14 protein-coding genes, 1 pseudogene and 1 riboswitch are annotated in these 15,605 nt (G+C 61.4%); of the genes and pseudogenes, 8 read left to right on the top strand and 7 right to left on the bottom strand.

What is annotated here, in order from left to right:
- Positions 1-50: 50 nt before the first annotated feature.
- From ABID12_RS13585 to ABID12_RS13570, 4 genes are all read left to right on the top strand, one after another.
- Complete coding sequence (locus ABID12_RS13585; protein ID WP_354434659.1) at positions 51-965, top strand: LysR family transcriptional regulator; 915 nt, start codon at positions 51-53, stop codon at positions 963-965.
- A gap of 419 nt (positions 966-1,384) precedes the next feature.
- Positions 1,385-2,830, top strand: coding sequence for an amidohydrolase family protein (locus ABID12_RS13580; protein WP_354434658.1), 1,446 nt, complete (start codon positions 1,385-1,387; stop codon positions 2,828-2,830).
- Positions 2,831-2,937: 107 nt separating this feature from the next.
- Positions 2,938-3,741: an SDR family NAD(P)-dependent oxidoreductase gene (locus tag ABID12_RS13575; RefSeq protein WP_354434657.1), complete on the top strand. Its 804-nt coding sequence runs from the start codon at positions 2,938-2,940 to the stop codon at positions 3,739-3,741.
- Positions 3,742-3,858: 117 nt separating this feature from the next.
- The gene (locus ABID12_RS13570) at positions 3,859-4,260 is read left to right on the top strand and encodes a nuclear transport factor 2 family protein (protein ID WP_354434656.1); all 402 of its coding nucleotides are present in this window, start codon (positions 3,859-3,861) and stop codon (positions 4,258-4,260) included.
- A gap of 28 nt (positions 4,261-4,288) precedes the next feature.
- Here ABID12_RS13570 and ABID12_RS13565 read toward each other — a convergent pair whose 3' ends face one another.
- Complete coding sequence (locus ABID12_RS13565; RefSeq protein WP_354434655.1) at positions 4,289-5,695, bottom strand: MFS transporter; 1,407 nt, start codon at positions 5,693-5,695, stop codon at positions 4,289-4,291.
- A gap of 257 nt (positions 5,696-5,952) precedes the next feature.
- Between ABID12_RS13565 and ABID12_RS13560 the strand changes: the two genes are divergently transcribed.
- Positions 5,953-6,582, top strand: coding sequence for a TetR/AcrR family transcriptional regulator (locus tag ABID12_RS13560; protein WP_354434654.1), 630 nt, complete (start codon positions 5,953-5,955; stop codon positions 6,580-6,582).
- Between the two features lie 28 nt (positions 6,583-6,610).
- Complete coding sequence (locus tag ABID12_RS13555; RefSeq protein WP_354434653.1) at positions 6,611-7,006, top strand: hypothetical protein; 396 nt, start codon at positions 6,611-6,613, stop codon at positions 7,004-7,006.
- Between the two features lie 53 nt (positions 7,007-7,059).
- On the opposite strand, the gene ABID12_RS13550 is transcribed toward ABID12_RS13555, so the two are convergent.
- Both ABID12_RS13550 and ABID12_RS20865 read right to left on the bottom strand, forming a co-directional pair.
- Positions 7,060-7,959: a LysR substrate-binding domain-containing protein gene (locus ABID12_RS13550; RefSeq protein WP_354434652.1), complete on the bottom strand. Its 900-nt coding sequence runs from the start codon at positions 7,957-7,959 to the stop codon at positions 7,060-7,062.
- A gap of 410 nt (positions 7,960-8,369) precedes the next feature.
- A pseudogene (locus ABID12_RS20865) lies at positions 8,370-8,528 on the bottom strand (carboxymuconolactone decarboxylase family protein); the annotation flags it as partial.
- A 152-nt stretch (positions 8,529-8,680) separates the two neighbouring features.
- On the opposite strand from ABID12_RS20865, the gene ABID12_RS13540 reads away from it, so the two are divergent.
- A complete protein-coding gene (locus tag ABID12_RS13540) occupies positions 8,681-9,160 on the top strand; it encodes a MarR family winged helix-turn-helix transcriptional regulator (protein ID WP_354434650.1) in 480 nt (159 codons plus the stop codon).
- 12 nt (positions 9,161-9,172) lie between these two features.
- Here the strand turns inward: ABID12_RS13540 and ABID12_RS13535 are convergent, their stop codons facing one another.
- A complete protein-coding gene (locus ABID12_RS13535; protein ID WP_354434721.1) occupies positions 9,173-10,069 on the bottom strand; it encodes a LysR family transcriptional regulator in 897 nt (298 codons plus the stop codon).
- Positions 10,070-10,281: 212 nt separating this feature from the next.
- Between ABID12_RS13535 and ABID12_RS13530 the strand changes: the two genes are divergently transcribed.
- A complete protein-coding gene (locus tag ABID12_RS13530) occupies positions 10,282-11,481 on the top strand; it encodes an MFS transporter (protein ID WP_354434649.1) in 1,200 nt (399 codons plus the stop codon).
- 80 nt (positions 11,482-11,561) lie between these two features.
- Here ABID12_RS13530 and ABID12_RS13525 read toward each other — a convergent pair whose 3' ends face one another.
- The 3 genes from ABID12_RS13525 to ABID12_RS13515 all read right to left on the bottom strand — a co-directional run bounded on the left by ABID12_RS13525 (position 11,562) and on the right by ABID12_RS13515 (position 15,604).
- Positions 11,562-12,632: a hypothetical protein gene (locus tag ABID12_RS13525; protein ID WP_354434648.1), complete on the bottom strand. Its 1,071-nt coding sequence runs from the start codon at positions 12,630-12,632 to the stop codon at positions 11,562-11,564.
- Positions 12,633-12,682: 50 nt separating this feature from the next.
- Positions 12,683-13,330 (bottom strand): epoxyqueuosine reductase QueH, encoded by a 648-nt coding sequence (locus ABID12_RS13520; RefSeq protein WP_354434647.1) that lies wholly within the window; start codon positions 13,328-13,330, stop codon positions 12,683-12,685.
- 129 nt (positions 13,331-13,459) lie between these two features.
- Positions 13,460-13,661: riboswitch (cobalamin riboswitch) on the bottom strand.
- Positions 13,662-13,789: 128 nt separating this feature from the next.
- Positions 13,790-15,604 carry an ABC transporter ATP-binding protein gene (locus tag ABID12_RS13515; RefSeq protein ID WP_354434646.1) on the bottom strand — a complete coding sequence of 605 codons (1,815 nt, stop codon included), beginning with the start codon at positions 15,602-15,604 and terminating at the stop codon, positions 13,790-13,792.
- Between the last annotated feature and the right edge of the window lies 1 nt (position 15,605).

Here is a 15,605-nt window from a genome sequence, read left to right as displayed (position 1 = left end):
TTGCTAAAGAGCGTATATTTTGACTGTGTGTCAGTTAAAAGGATACGATCATGCGGAATTTCACGCGGCTTCAATATTTCACGGCTGTTGCGGAAGCCGGCACGATCACCGCTGCCGCCGAGCGGCTGAACATCACCAAGGCGGTGGTCAGCAAACAGCTGCAGCTTCTCGAGGCCGAGCTTGGAACAGCTTTGGTAATCCGCAATTCGCGGCATCTGAAACTGACCGAGCGGGGGGCGGCCTTTTATGAATCCGCCCGCGCCGCCCTGATCCAGATCGAGGAAGCCTACCGGGGCGCACAGCAGGGAAACGAGGTTCCGGCCGGCGAGTTGCGGGTGACCGCGCCGCTGGATTTCGGGATTGCTTTCGTCGCCGAAACCGCAGCCGTTTTCAGCAGACGGTACCCACAGGTCGCCGTGGATCTGAATTTCACCGACAGCAGGCTGGACCCGGTTGAAAACCGGTTCGATCTCGCCTTCCGTGTCGGCTGGCTCAGGGACTCGACGAATATCGCCCGCAAGCTCGCCGATTTCGAGCAGTTCCTCGTTGCGTCACCGGAGCTGATGGATGGCCGCGAAGCCCCCGCGGAGCCGAACGATCTGCTCGCGCTCCCTTTTATCACCAACCGCGCGCTCGGCGGCGGGGACCGGTGGACGTTCCGGCACGAAAGCAGGCCGGCGCAAGATGTCGCCCTTCTGTCCACGATCCGGGTCGATGTGACGATGGGGGTCAATGCCTGCGTCAAGGCGGGCGGAGGCTTTGCGATCATGCCCGATCTGCTGGTCAAGGACGCATTGCGTGACGGCAGCCTGATCCGCCTGCTGCCCGATTACACGCTGAGGCGCGGCGGCATCTTTGCGGTTTTCCCGCCGACGCCATTTCGCTCCGCGGCAACCCGGCAATTTCTGCAACTCATGGAAAACCATCTGCGTACGGTGCTCAAGGACGCGGCGGCTTCGACCTGAACCGATCCGAAGCGTGGCCGTCAGAATGTCCGCCGCCCGGGCGAGGCCCTAAAAAAGCGCTGCTGCCCGCAATGCTGGCGATGTCCTTGCGCTGCTTTCAGCGCAGCGTGGATCTTCCTAACTATATGCATTATAACAATAATATATGTAGTCCTGCTCCCCTCCCCGCCAGTATTCTCGTCGCCATGCGGCTCGCCCATGCGCGGCGATGAGCCGTCGCAATTTTCAAAGAATTTTCTTGACTTAATTTTCTCCGAGGTTTTCAAATCATTCCCTTGGAAAATGACATTCCGCAAATCAACAAGCCTGTGACCACGTCATTTTCAAACCGCCCGTTATTGGCAAAGGCCGGTCTTCAAAGCGGTCGGGCCCTGTTCGGGGAGGGTGGCGGCGCGAAAGGGAAGCAGGAGGAGAAAGACATGACACAATCCGGAAAAAACGCCCTCGATCTGGCCCAAGCACAGTTCGACTCCGCGCGCGCAACCCTCGTGAAACAGGCGATCATCATCAGCGGCTCTGACAAGGGAACCTTCCGGGGCGATCTTCTGCTGCGCGACGGTCATATCGTCGACATGGGGCCGGAACTCGATATCGCCGACACCGACGCAGAGATCATCGATGCTTCGTCCTATATCGTCTCGCCGGGTTTTATCGACACCCACCGCCATCTCTGGCTGTCGGCGTTCAAGGGGCTGTCCTACGACTCCCATCTGGCCGACGTGTTTGCCAATCTCTACGGCGTTTATTCGCCGCGTTTCCGCCCGCAGGACCATTACGCGATCACACGGCTTGCCCGGCTGGCCGCACTCGACGCGGGCGTGACCACCATGCTCGACTGGGCCCACAACATCGCCTCGCCGGAGCATGAGGACGCCGCCATTCAGGCGCATCGCGATATCGGCGGGCGCACGGTGTTCGGCCACGGTTACGGCTCGGATCGGCTTTTCGATGTCGACCGCTACTATGATCAGGCCCGGCCCTTTGCCGGCGCGGAGCGCACCCGCAAGCTTCTGCCTGACGATGATGCACTGCTGTCGTCCTGTTTCCTCGGCCTCGAGCCGCCGCAGCTGATCTCGCTCGACGCCTGCAAGAGGGAGTTCGAAATCGCCCGCGAACTGGGCATGCGGATTTCGATCCATATCGTTTCCGCCGACCGGAATTTCCAGCCCTGCGCCACGCTGGAAATGATGCACGAGGCCGGCATGATGGGGCCTGACGTGACCTGGGTTCACCTGACCGGCGCCAGCGATCACGAACTGAAGCTGATCGCCGAAACCGGCGGTTCGGCCTCCGTCGCGCCGCATGTGGATTCGCACTTCATGTCGCCGCCGCCCACCGGGCGTTTGATGGCCGCCGGCATCCGCCCCAGCCTCAGCATCGACTCGGCCAATGCGGCTTCGGAGGATTTCTTCTCGCAGATGCGCACCGCCTTCGGTGTCGAACGCACGATCTCCATGAGCGGTTTTGAGGAACGGCCCGAAGGGTTCAAGATCACGCTGGACGATATTTTCGAGTTTGCCACCTTCCAGGGCGCACGCGCTCTCGGACAGGAAAAGCGGCTGGGCACCATCGAACCCGGCAAAGTCGCCGACCTTCTGTTCATCGACACGACCTCGCCCAACATGGTGCCGGTGCTGAACCCGGTCGCTTCGGTCGTCTTCCACGCCTCCATCGGCGATATCGACACGGTTCTGGTGCAGGGCAAGCCGGTCAAGCGCGGTGGCAAGCTGCTTGCCGATCTCGACGATGTCCGCCATCAGGCCGAAGACACCATCGATCACCTGTTCTGGCAGGCACAGAACGAAATGCCGAAGACGGCCACCCGCCCGCATCCGGCGGCGCGGTCGTGCGCCTGCCATTATTGAGGTGGCCCAATACGGGCCTGAAAACGCAAAAGCACGCGGCGTTGCGCCGCTTGCATCCAAAAAACAACAAACCGGTCAAGAGACCGCATATGTGGAGGACATGAAACATGTCGGCAAATTTCAAGGACAAGGTGGCCATCGTTACCGCCGCCGCTTCGGGCATCGGGCGTGATATCGTCGAACGTCTCGCTGCGGACGGCGCGCGCATCATCGGCGCGGATATCAACGAGGAAGCCCTTGCCGGGCTCAAGCAGGCGTTTCCCGATGTGGAAACCGTCACCGTCGACGTCACCCGCGAGGCCGATGTCGAGGCGATGACGAAACGCGCCGTGGACAAATTCGGCCGCATCGATATCGCCCTCAACGTCGCCGGCGGCGCGCGGGTGGGGTATTTGCTGGACCTCGATCTCGAGGACTGGCAGGCGAGCGTCAATATCGGCCTGACCAATGTCTTCCTGTGTCTCAAGCATGAAGGCCGGCATATGGTCAAACGCGGCGGTGGAGCCATCGTCAACGTCGCCTCCCTCACCTCGCACCTGCCGCTTCATGCCGGCAGCGCCTACAGTTCGGCCAAGGCCGGCGTGGAAATGCTGACCAAGAACGCCGCACTCGAGTTCACCCCCCTCGGCGTGCGCGTCAATGCCATTCTGCCGGGGCTAGTGCAGACCCCGCGCACCGGCGGGCTTTTCGAAAACGAAACCGTGCACAAGGCCTATATGGACCGCATTCCGATGGCCCGGGCCGGAAGCCCGCGCGAGGTTGCGAACGCAGCTCTTTTCCTTGCGGGCGACGATGCCAGCTATATTTCGGGTACGAGCCTGGTCGTCGATGGCGGCTGGGAAGTCACCGGTTATCCCGACCTGCGCAGCCTGCGCGGCGAGCCGGAATGGCTGAAGGGCAAGAAGGACTGATCCCTTCCCTTCAGACAAATCTCCGACCGGCATTGCGCCTTTTGCCATGCCGGTCTTCTTTCAGGATGCACAATGCCGCTTGGCGGAAGCTTTTGCGGACACGGTGGAGGCAGCATGATGGGGCGCGAAACAAAGCAGGCGGAAAACGACGTTCTCGCCGTCGAGGCCGTGCGTCTTCAGGCTATGCTGGATGGCGATGTCAAGACGCTGGCGCGGATTACCGGAGCTGACTATGTGCATGTCGAAAGTAGCGGACAGTTGCGCTCAAAAACAGATTTTCTCGCTGGTTTCACCAATGGTGAATACCGTTTCATTGCGTTCGTGATCGACGAAAACGCCGTCAATGTGCTGGGGTCTGCAGCTGTGGTGACCGGACGCTACCACAATGTGATCGAAACGCCGGGCGGTGTGCAGCCGGTCAAGCATGCACGGCATATGCGTGTCTATGCGCTGCGTGACGGGCAATGGATCAACATCGCCCATCAGGCAACCGCGCTGCCGGACGGGCCGCCGGTCTGACCGGAACGCACTCTGTCCTCACGGGAGACTATGCCTGCTCTCGCTGCGCCCTTGCAGATGGTCTCATGGCCGCGATCAGGAACAGCGATACCGCCACGGCCGATATCCCGCCCCAGAACACGGCCACACCAAACCCTTCCGCTGTGGCTTCGGCCGCGCTTTGGCCGAGGGTCAGGGCACGGGCACTGGCGCCGGCCATCAGCGAGCCCAAAAGCGCGATGCCGATGGCCATGCCGCTTTGCCGCATCGTATTCAGCGTGGCCGAGGCTGCGCCGGTGCGCGTGCGCGGCGTCATGGTCATGACCGCGGCACTGGTGGCGGGCACTGAAAGCCCCATGCCAACGCCCAAAAGCAGAAACAACGCAAACAGCAGTGCGTAGGACGTATCAGGGGCAAAGCCGGTCATGCCGAGCATGGCAACGCCCATCAGCGCGTAACCCGCGACCATCGGGCCGAACTGACCGAAGCGATGCGAAAGCCTGCCGAAGCGGGAGGCAAGAACAGCCATCGACAGGAACACCGGCGCCATGCGCAATCCGGCCTGCGTGGCGGACAGTTGCTGGGCATCCTGAAGGAAAAGCGAAAAGAAGAACAGGCTGCTGTAGCCCATGAAGCCCAGCACGAAGGAGGCGATATTGACCGCGGCAAAACGACGGTCGCGGAAAAGATCGACCGGCAGAACCGGCCGCGCAACCCTCGTCTCCACGGCCAGGAATGCAAGGAAGGACAGCCCGGCGACGACAAAGGCTGAAAGCGCCAGCATCGTATCCCAGCCGCTGCGCCCGGCTTCGGTCAGGGCGAGTGTCAGTGCGCCCAGTGCGATGACGCTAAGCAATTGTCCGGCCGGGTCGAAGGCCGCGTGGTCCGGGTCCGCGCTTTCCTCGATGCCGATACGGCCGAGGATCAATGTCACGAGGCCAAGGGGGAGATTGATGAGGAACACGCTGAACCAGCCGAAAAGATCGACCAGAATGCCGCCGACAAACGGGCCGAGGATCAGCGAAATCGCGCTGACCGACGCCCAGCCGCCAATGACGCGGCTGCGCTGAGCGGCATCGCGATATGTCTGCGTGAGGATGGAAAGCGCACCTGGAATGACCAGCGCGCCGGCAATCCCCTGAACCGCGCAGCCTGCAATCAGCATCGGCAATGTGACGGCGCCGGCGGCCAGTGCCGAGCCGAGAGCAAAGATCGCGACGCCGGAAAGCCACACCCGCCGCCGCCCGTACCGGTCGCCCAGAGGCCCGGCCGACAGCATGAAGGCCGAAAGGCAGAGGGCGTAACTGCCGACAATCCACTGCAGCGCGGTGATATCCGCATCGAAATCCTTCTGGATCGCCGGCAGGGCGACGGTCACGATACTGATGGCGATCGTGGCCATGCAGGTGCCGAGATAGACGGCGATGGTACCAACGGTTTTACGCGAAGCTGTCATGGTGTGGTCCTGTGGTTGGTTTGCGCAGGGCAATCAGTGTTTCAGTCGGCGATAAGGCAGGTTTGGCGGATATCCCCGCTGGAAATCAGCGTCCGGCGAACAGGGATGCGCGCCGCTGACCGGGCGCTATTAATGTGCTGACTGATTGTTTAGTCAACATATAATATGAAATTTTTACTCAAGTTATTGCGAGGCGTTGATTATTTGTTCAGCCAGCTATACGTTTGTTCAAAAATCAATATCAGGAACCCGCGCCGATGCCGGAACTCAGCCCCGTGCACACAACCATCGATGCCCGTGATCGTATCCTTGAGGCCGCGCTTTCGGTTTTTTCCGAGGTCGGGTTTTCGGGGGCGACCATGCGGGCGATTGCCGAGGAAGCCGGGGTTTCACCCGGCCTCATCCATCATCATTTCAAGGACAAAGAAAGCCTCTGGAACCTTGTCGGAGAACGAACCTCGGATGATCTGGCAAAAGCCGTCTCGGCCGTTCCCGATGACGCAGCCGATGATCCGGCCAGGGCGCTGCGGCATACGATGGCAAGCTATCAGCAATACTGGAAGGAGCACCCCCGCGCGCTTCGCTTTCAGCTCTGGCGTGTTCTGGGGGCGCCGGTGGAGGAGCGCAAGTCCCGCTCGCAATTCCTGAACAGCCATTTCGTTCCCACGTTCAGACAGGCCCAGGAAGCCGGGCTGGTGCGCGACGATATCCCGGCGGGGCTGGCGATGACGACGGTCGGCGGCCTTATCCAGTATTTCCTGCACAGTGATATCGAAATCGAAAGTGCGATCGGGGTCACCGGCGACACGGTTCCCGATGATGATCAGCTTCTGGACTATTTCATCGGCCTGATTGCGCCGCCTGCGGACACCGGGCCGAAGGACTGACCTCGCAAAACAGAAAACGAGCATATTCATGACAACAGATAATTTATCCGTGCTTGACGGCTCCGGCTTTCCGCTTGTGCGTCTTGATGTCGGTAGGCTTGCGGCCAGCGGCATCGACGCGATGATTGCCGATTTCGAGACCCTTCTGGCGGATGGAAAGCGATTTGCGCTTTCCGTGCGCGGCCGGAGCGCCGAAACAAAACAGGCGCATGACGACCAGAAACGCTGGATCCTGTGGCTGAAGGAAAACCGGTCCCGCATGGCGGCCTTCTGCCTGGGCTTCGTTACCGTCAGGGATGCGGCGACCGACCGCGCCGTTCAGGACAAGCAGATCGCCGGACTACAGGCCATGCTGGGCTTTCCCGCTTTGCTTGCCGAAGACGCCGCGGACGCGGACCGGATTACCGCCGGGCTTCTGGCCTGACGATACGCTTTCAGGCGGTTGTTCCTGCCGATGCGGTGAGCCCGGCCCTGCCGTCATTCCAGTTCGGTCTTCAGCCACGCTATGAGCCGGTCGACTGCAGCGCTGGGCGTGCGGCGGGGGCCGCGGAAAACCGAAATCTCGCCGGGGCGCCTGATCGTTTCCGTGCAGGCGGGGCGCAGCTTTCCCTCGTCAATCAGCCCTTCCACGGTGCGCTTCCAGCCAAGCGCGATCCCCTGACCGGCAATGGCGGCCTGAAGCACGAGCGGGTAGCTGTCAAAGGCGATCACGCGCAGGTCCTGCGGCCGGGACATGCCGCTGGCGGCAAACCAGTCGGGCCAGTCGAACCAGTCCTGCGGCAGAACGCGGTGCGACAGCAGCGGGAATTCGCGGATTTTATCCGGCGGCAGAGGTCCGGGGTCATTCGCCAGAAGCGAGGGCGCACACACCGGAAAGATTTCGTCGGTCGCGGTGAACAGAAGCCGTGCCGAACCGGCGGCACGGCCGGTGGTCTGCAGGGCAACGTCGAAGGGTTCCCGTGCCTGCGTCAGCGGCTCCAGCGCGCTGACCAGCTGAAGCTGGATGTCGGGATTGCGGGCATGAAACCGCGAAAGGCGCGGCATCAGCCAGTAAAACGCCTCGCAAAGCTGGCAGCGCAGAATGACGGTTCCCGGCGCGCCGGTTCCGGTGATTGCGGCAATTTCCGCATCGATTGACGCCAGCGCCTCGGCAACGACAGCGCCGAGCCGCCGTCCTTCTTCGGTGAGGAAAACCGCGCGGTTGCGCCGTTCGAACAGGCTGACGCCCAGTTCCGCCTCAAGCTGGCTGATCTGGCGGCTGACCGCAGTCTGGGTCAGGCCCAGTTCTTCGGCCGCGCGGGTAAAGCTTTCATAGCGTGCTGCCGCTTCGAAAGGTCTGAGCCGTGCCAGCTGGGCCTGTCCATGCGTTTTACTCATGTATCACGCCCGTCGTTTCGTTGCAGCCGTGTGCTCATGCTTGTTTCCATGCTGATATGATATCCATATCGCCTCCGGGACCGCAAGATAAACGACGGCGTGAAGGCACGGGCGCCATCACGGGGTGCCGCTGGTTTCTCGCCTGCCCTCTTTGCATAAGGAAAACGTGCGGCCGTCCGGGCCTATCCCTCCGGCATTGGCGGGAAATGCAGCGCACCGGCAATGCGGTTCCATGCGTTGATATTGGCAATCGCGACCGTCAGGTGGGTGATTTCCTGTTCAGTAAAGTTTGCGGCAATCTCCGCCTGAGCCGCCGCAGCGACAGGCGCCGTCGGAAACCGGGTAACATGTTCGGCCCATTGCAGCGCCGCACGTTCGCGCGCCGTGTAAAGGTCTGTATCGCGCCATGCCGTCAGCATATCCAGCCTGACGTTTTCGACACCGGCCCGCCGCGCGACCTTCAGATGGAGCGCAATGCAGAATGCGCATCCGTTGATCTGGGAGACCCGCAGTTTCACCAGTTCTGTCAGTGTTTTTTCAAGCCCGGCCGCGTCGACGGCCTTGCCCATGGCCAGCAGCGCGCCCAGCCCGTCTGGGGCAATCGCTTCGAAACGGGCATAGGTGAGGCTCGGAATGGTGGCAGGGCTATCGGCGGACATCTTGGCAACCTTTCGCAAAATCTTTATATCAGAACTCTGACATTAATATCAGGGTTCTTATAATGAGCAAGGATGATTCATATTCCGCGGCCCTGCCCCGTGCGGGCGAGGGAAAGCGTGGCGCGGATGGATATCTGGGATATCTCCTGCGGCAGGCGGCCGGTGCCTATCGTTATCGCGTCGAGGCGGTTTTGCATGATCTGCAGCTGACCCAGCCGCAGTTTGCCGCCCTGACCATGCTTGCCGCCTATCCTGAACATTCCAGTGCTGATCTGGCGCGGCTGGCGTTGCTGACGCCGCAGACGATGAGCACAATCGTCGCAAACCTCGAAAAGGCGGGGCTGGTCAGCAGGCGCCCAAATGCCCGCCACGGCCGCAAACAGCATATTGACCTGACCGGCAAGGGGCGTGCGGTTCTCGCTGCCGCCAAGGACAAGGCCTATGTGCTGGAAACCGAACTGCTTGCCGGCATGACCGACGACGAACAGACCGTTATCAGACGCTGGCTGGTCAAGGTTGCAGGCGCGGAAACGGAGAGCTGATATCCATCGGCGTCAGCTTTGCGCCCGGGCGAAAAGGTTTTCCACCATGAAATCGACGAAAACCCGCAGTTTCGGCGAGCGGTAGCGGCTCGACGGCCAGAGAATCCGAAGAGAGCCGGTATTTTGAACATCCGCCTCCAGAATGCTGACAAGCGTGCCGTCATCACAATGGCTGCGCACGGCAAAATCCGACAGGCAGGCAATACCGCGCCCCTGCAGCGCCAGATAAAGAAGCGGCTCGATGGCACTGGCAACGACTGTTTGCGGCAAACCGCTGACGCCGGTGCCAGCTGTGCGGGTAAATTGCCATTCTTCCAGCTTGCCGGTGCTGGGATAGCGATGACGCAGGCATTTGTGGTGGCGCAGGTCGTCCGGAGTTTCAGGGATGCCATGTGCCGCGAGATAGGCGGGCGCGGCAACAAGCCTGTAGCCGAACGTTCCAAGCTTGCGGGCCATCAGGCGTGAATCGTCCGGCTCGCCGCTGCGGATGACCACGTCATAGCCTTCTTCGATGACATCGACGAGCCGGTCTGTGAAATCGAGTTCCAGCTCGATGTCCGGCCACGCTGCCATGAATGCGGAGATGGTCGGCATCATCAGCATCGCGACGAGCGGCAGGCTGACACGCAGCACCCCGCCCGGCCGGTCGCGGGTCTCGGCCAGTTCCATTTCGGCGGCTTCCACCTCGCAGAAGATCCGGCGGCAGCGTTCGAGGAAAAGCTGCCCTTCGGGCGTCAGCGTGATCGCGCGCGTGGAGCGGTGGAACAGCCTGACGCCAAGGCGCGCCTCCAGCCGGGCAACCGCTTTTCCAACGGCCGACGGCGACACGCCCAGCTGTCGCCCGGCATGGGTGAAGCTGCGGGTTTCCGCGGCCTGAACGAAGACATTCAATGCGCCGAGATTGTCCATCGGGATTGCCATAATAGTGGACATCATAGTCCGAAGTGTTCGGAATTAAAGCCTGTTTTTCTGCAATTTGGTCCATGTCAGGCTTGCCGTCATTCATCAATCGAATGAGGTTTTCCCATGGTTTCGCATGCCCCTTCCGCCGATCCGGCGGACGCCCTGCCGCTTTCCGTCGCCGGTTCATTTCCCTGCCTGTCCGCCACGGGAGGTCTGCAATGGCTGTAAGCGACAGATCGGTTTCGGGACATGCCGGCGCAACCGGTGAAAGCCTGCCATGGGCGGGGCTGCTGGCGCTTTCCATGGCGGCATTCATCACCATTTTGACGGAGGCGTTGCCCGCCGGTCTTCTGCCCGCCATCGGTGGCGGTCTGGGCGTTTCGGAAGCCGCCGCCGGTCAGTTGGTCACGGCATATGCACTGGGCTCGCTTCTCGCGGCCATTCCGCTGACATTTCTGACCCAGGGGCTGCGTCGCCGTCCGCTTCTGTTGGCGGCGATTTTCGGTTTTCTGTTCGCCAACACCCTGACAGCCATGTCCGGCAGCTATACGCTGACACTTGTCGCAAGGTTTGTGGCTGGCGTGGCGGCGGGCCTGCTGTGGGCGCTGGCGGCCGGTTATGCCGCGCGCATGGCGCCCGAACATCTGAAGGGCCGCGCAATTGCCGTGGCCATGGCAGGCACGCCGCTGGCGCTTTCACTCGGCGTGCCCGCGGGAACCTTCCTCGGCGCGCAGATCGGCTGGCGCAGCTGTTTTGCGCTGATGAGCGGGCTGACCGTGCTGCTTGTCTTTTTGGTTCTTGCAAAGGTGCCGGATTTTCCGGGCCAGCCTGCGGGAAAACGCAGCAACCCGGTTTCCGTTCTGAAACGGCCCGGCATTGGCTCCGTGCTTCTGGTGGTGCTGACCTTCGTGCTCGCCCACAACATCCTCTACACCTATATCGCTCCGTTCCTGGGTCAGGCTGGCATGACCGCACGCACCGATACGGTGCTTCTCGTCTTCGGCATCGCCTCGCTGTTCAGTATCTGGATCGTCGGTGTATTGATCGATCGTCACCTGCGGGCGCTGACCCTTTTCAGTACGGGGCTTTTCGCCCTTGCCGCGGTAATGCTCTGGCTTGGCGGTGCGGTACCGGGCGTGGTCTATGTGGCGTGCGCCTTCTGGGGGCTGGCGTTCGGCGGCTGCGCGACCCTGTTTCAGACGGCAGGCGCCCGTGCCGCGGGCCCGGTGGCCGATATTGCGCAGTCGATGCTGGTGACGGTGTGGAACATGGCGATTGCCGGTGGCGGGCTGGCTGGCGGGCTGATGCTCGATGCATTCGGCGTGACCAGCTTTCCGCCGGTTCTGCTTGTCCTGATCGTCTTGTCCCTGTTGCTGATCCTGCGGGCCCGCGGGCACGGTTTTCCCCGGCGGGTATGAGGCAGCACGGCTGGATGACAGGGATGGTATGTCCGCAAAAATGCCCGGCAGAGGATGCTGCCGGGCATTGTCTGATGGTCTCAGGCAGCCGCTTGCTTGTCAGCGCCTTCGGCAAGGGTTTTCAGCAGGTCCGGCATGATCGCCTTGTTCCAGAAATACCCGCAATAATGGGCAACGCCGAATTTCGGCAGGAATTTGTGCGCGGCGTTCATGCGCCGTTCCATGCCCTCGAGGCCGTCATTGCATTCAAGGCCGAGATAGATCGTTGCATCGCCTGTTTCCAGCCGTGAAAGCGGCGCGAAATAGGCTTCGCCCGAGTCCGCCATGGCCGGCAGGTGGAAATAGCAGATACGGCCACCGGCGGCCTTCTGGATGGCATTCGACAGGTCGACCGGCAGGCCGATGTCATCGAGCGGCTGCACCGGATAGGACGGCGAGGTGCCGCAGCAGACGTGAAAGCCGATGGTGACGGCCTCCGGCAGGCCCTCGATATGACCGTTGATGTATTCGGGCGATGTGTAACGGGCGAACAGCGTGTCCTTCGGTTCTTCGGGAATCCAGTCGAACTTCTGTGCCCAGGTGCCGCCGATGTGGATCATCTCGGTGCAGTAGTCGACCTGGATGCACAGCTCTTCTGCCGGGATGACTTCGAGAATCCGGCGGTATTCTTCCTGTAGCGCTTCCTGCCAGGCTTTGAACAGCACGGGCCAGGTCGAAACATCGGGGAAGGTGATCGAGATCACGTCATGGGCGCCCGGGACCGAGCACTGGAAACGGACTTCCTCGGGAATGCGGCCTTCAGACTGCATCTGCTTGAAGATCCTGTAGGAGGCAATCGCATCCTTGGCGTAGGGCAACTGACCGCGCAGGTCGACAGTCGCGCCATCCTTGATCTTCAGCGTCTTGAACATGTGGTAGGGGTGGTCTTTGGGCAGCGTCAGCGGCGAAGGGATTTCCTCGAAGCAGGGCGCCGTCGCCAGCACCATGTTGTTAACCGCGCCGATCCAGCCGCGCCGTTCCGGGTTGGTCTCGCCATCCGGCCAGAAGGCGGCGCGGGCGCCAACCGTTCTGGCCAGCGATTCGAAGACGTCCTCGACGCCTTCACCGGGGATGCCGCCGGAAAACATCACATTCTGGCATATCTGGCACATATTGGGTCCTTTCGTTTGACAATGAAGCGATTTTTGCGGGCGCAGCGGGGTTATTCGCTGTAATAGAGCTTGCCCAGTTCGATGGGCTCACGCCCCTGCTTGCGGCGGTGCATATTGGTGTCGCGCAGCGAATAGACGCAGCCGCAATATTCCTGCTGGTAGAATGCCTCGCGCTTGCTGATCTCGATCATGCGGTTGGCGCCGCCGCCCTTGCGCCAGTTGAAATCCCAGTAGCTCAGCCCCGCATAGGGCGCGGCGGCGCGATGGCCACAATCATTGATCTGCGCCATGTTCTTCCAGCGCGATATGCCGAGCGACGACGTCATCACCGGAAAGCCGTTTTCATGGGCGTAAAGCGCGGTGCGTTCGAAACGCATGTCGAAGCACATGGTGCAGCGGATGCCTCGTTCGGGCTCCCATTCCATGCCCTTGGCGCGCGCAAACCAGTTGTCCTTGTCATAATCGACGTCGATGAACGCGACGCCGTGCTTTTCGGCGAAACGGACATTCTCGTCCTTGCGCAGCAGATATTCCTTCTGCGGGTGGATGTTGGGATTGTAGAAGAAGATCGTGTAGTCGATGCCGGAGGCAAGCATGGCCTCCATGACCTCGCCCGAACAGGGGGCGCAGCAGGAATGCAGCAGAACTTTCCTGTTTCCGCCGGGGGGTGTCAGTTCGGGCCTTTGCAGATCCGTCATGGCAAATCACCTTCCCTCCGGATGCGACAAGCCTCCGGACAGATGCAGACAGACACCGCGCCGTTCAAGCGCGGTGCGACGAAAACACCTTCACGGAAAACCGCTCCCGACACGCCGCCCGCGGTCAGAACAGGTGAATATCTTCAGGCAGGTTTCCTGACTTGCGGGTCATCATTTATCCCGGCCTTCCCGATGCACGTCTCTGCACCAGTGGTATTCCGGGTAAACTCTCCGCCTACAGTTGCGGGGGCAGTTCCGGATTTGGCGAGGCCATGAACCGGATTCCCTTTTAACCGAAGCTTCCTCCGGCACCTGAACGGGTTTGACCAATATCATCACCGCCGCGATGTCAATAGCAAAACGGAAGGTTTGCGCTGTAGCGGTCAGCGATGTGCGCCGCGCTATGACAGGAAGTAAATTATTGATTTCACAGGAAAATAACCTCTTATCCATCGACCTTCAAAGCGTGTTTTTCGCCTCTGGATCGTCAGGCATGGTCTGATGTCCGCCAATCCGCCAATGCGCGGCCTTTGTCCAGGAAAGCCACAGCCGTCGGTAAAGCCCGTTGTTTTCGATGAGATCGTCATGGTCGCCGCGCTCGACGATCCGGCCATTGTCGAGGACGAGGATCTGGTCGGCCTCGCGCACGGTGGAGAGCTTGTGGGCGACGACGATCAGGGTCTTGCCTTTCACCAGTGCGGCAAGCGCCTTTTGCAGGGCGCGTTCATTGGTCGGGTCGATGGCCGCCGTCGCCTCGTCGAGCAGCACGATCGGGGCATCCTTCAGCATGGCGCGGGCGATCGAGATGCGCTGGCGCTCACCGCCGGAAAGCGAGGCCCCGCACTCGCCGACGCGGGTGTCGTAGCCATCGGGAAGCGCCATGATGAAATCGTGGGCCTGCGCGGTTTTGGCAGCGGCCTCGATATCGGCGGGCACGGCGTCGGGGCGGCCGAAGGCGATATTGTCGAAGATCGTCCCGGAAAACAGGTAGACGTCCTGAAAGACCACGGTGATCAGCTCCGACAGCCGTTTCGGTGCCATGTCGCGGATATCGACGCCGCCGATGATGATCGCGCCTTCGTTGACATCCCAGAAGCGTGGCAGCAGGTTCAGGATTGTACTCTTGCCCGCACCCGAGGGGCCGACAATGGCCGTCATCGAACGTTCGGGAACGGAAAAGCCGATATCCTTCAGTACCGGCCCCTTGCCATAGCCGAAGCCGACATCCTCGAAGGCAATGGCGAAACCGTCCGGCTGTCTGGGCAGCGCGGTTTCAGGCAGCGGTTCTGCCGTCAGCACCCGGTCCATGCGGGTCAGCGAGGCATCGGCCTGGCGGGTGAGTTCCATCAGGGCGGTCAGCCCCAGAAGCGGGCTGTAGATGGCATAGACCAGCATCAGCGCAACGATGATCGTCTCGATGCCGATTGCGCCGGTGGCAAAGCGTAAACCGGCTGCGAAAATGACCAGCGGCACGCCGAGCGTCAGCACCATGCCGAACAGCGCCAGCGGCAGGGTAAGCTGCGCCACCATTTTCAGCGACAGGTCACGGAAATCTTCCAGAGAGGCGCGGAAATCCTCGGTTCCGCGGCTTACGCGGTTGAAGGCGCGGATCACGGGCATGCCCTGCACATATTCGATCATCCGGGCGGCAGCCTCGGCCTGCATGTCCTGCCGTTTAAGCCCGGTTTTCGCCAGATAGCGGCTGATGGCGAAATAAAGCGGCATCGACAGGACAATGGAAACGAGGGCGGCAAGCGTCACCGGCCCGTCCTGAAACGCCATGAAGGCAAGCACTGCGACCGGCAGGCCGAAGGCTTCGGCCACGCGCGGCAGACCGTCCGACATGAAGCTTTCGACCATCTGCATGTCGGAGGTCAGCATGGTGACCGTGTCGCCGCGATTGCGGGAAAAGTGAAAGCCAAGCGGCAATTGCTGCAGCCGTTCCAGCATGGCGAGCCGGAGTTCGCCGCCGAGCGCAAAACTTGAAAGCCAGCTATTGGCCGACGACAGATAACTGAAGACGACCTGTCCCGCGAGCGAAAGCGCCGCAAGACCTGTAATCTGCCACACCCATGCTTGTGACGGCGTAAAACCCGGCTCCGTCATGGCGCTGACAAGCCGGATGGCGGCGGCAAAGCCGATGCCGAGCGAGAAGGATTGCAGGAACCGGAAGACGATGCCCGCCGCAACGCGGCTGCGCAGCGGCCCCGCCAGCGCCCAGAGCCGTTTCAGGCTTTGCAGATCGGAGCGGATTTCGGTGGTCTCGGCACGCATT

This window comes from Martelella mangrovi (assembly GCF_040545495.1).
Classification (GTDB): Bacteria; Pseudomonadota; Alphaproteobacteria; order Rhizobiales; family Rhizobiaceae; genus Martelella; species Martelella mangrovi.
This window is presented reverse-complemented; position numbering and strand designations above follow the sequence as displayed.

Bases quoted from the DNA above. Each gene is read 5' to 3' on its own strand.
- ABID12_RS13585 (WP_354434659.1), top strand. From the start codon at position 51: ATGCGGAATTTCACGCGGCTTCAATATTTCACGGCTGTTGCGGAAGCC.
- ABID12_RS13530 (WP_354434649.1), top strand. From the start codon at position 10,282: ATGGCTGTAAGCGACAGATCGGTTTCGGGACATGCCGGCGCAACCGGT.
- ABID12_RS13520 (WP_354434647.1), bottom strand. From the start codon at position 13,330: ATGACGGATCTGCAAAGGCCCGAACTGACACCCCCCGGCGGAAACAGG.
- ABID12_RS13575 (WP_354434657.1), top strand. From the start codon at position 2,938: ATGTCGGCAAATTTCAAGGACAAGGTGGCCATCGTTACCGCCGCCGCT.
- ABID12_RS13515 (WP_354434646.1), bottom strand. From the start codon at position 15,604: ATGCGTGCCGAGACCACCGAAATCCGCTCCGATCTGCAAAGCCTGAAA.
- ABID12_RS13540 (WP_354434650.1), top strand. From the start codon at position 8,681: ATGAGCAAGGATGATTCATATTCCGCGGCCCTGCCCCGTGCGGGCGAG.
- ABID12_RS13535 (WP_354434721.1), bottom strand. From the start codon at position 10,069: ATGGACAATCTCGGCGCATTGAATGTCTTCGTTCAGGCCGCGGAAACC.
- ABID12_RS13560 (WP_354434654.1), top strand. From the start codon at position 5,953: ATGCCGGAACTCAGCCCCGTGCACACAACCATCGATGCCCGTGATCGT.
- ABID12_RS13565 (WP_354434655.1), bottom strand. From the start codon at position 5,695: ATGACAGCTTCGCGTAAAACCGTTGGTACCATCGCCGTCTATCTCGGC.
- ABID12_RS13550 (WP_354434652.1), bottom strand. From the start codon at position 7,959: ATGAGTAAAACGCATGGACAGGCCCAGCTGGCACGGCTCAGACCTTTC.
- ABID12_RS13580 (WP_354434658.1), top strand. From the start codon at position 1,385: ATGACACAATCCGGAAAAAACGCCCTCGATCTGGCCCAAGCACAGTTC.
- ABID12_RS13570 (WP_354434656.1), top strand. From the start codon at position 3,859: ATGGGGCGCGAAACAAAGCAGGCGGAAAACGACGTTCTCGCCGTCGAG.
- ABID12_RS13525 (WP_354434648.1), bottom strand. From the start codon at position 12,632: ATGTGCCAGATATGCCAGAATGTGATGTTTTCCGGCGGCATCCCCGGT.
- ABID12_RS13555 (WP_354434653.1), top strand. From the start codon at position 6,611: ATGACAACAGATAATTTATCCGTGCTTGACGGCTCCGGCTTTCCGCTT.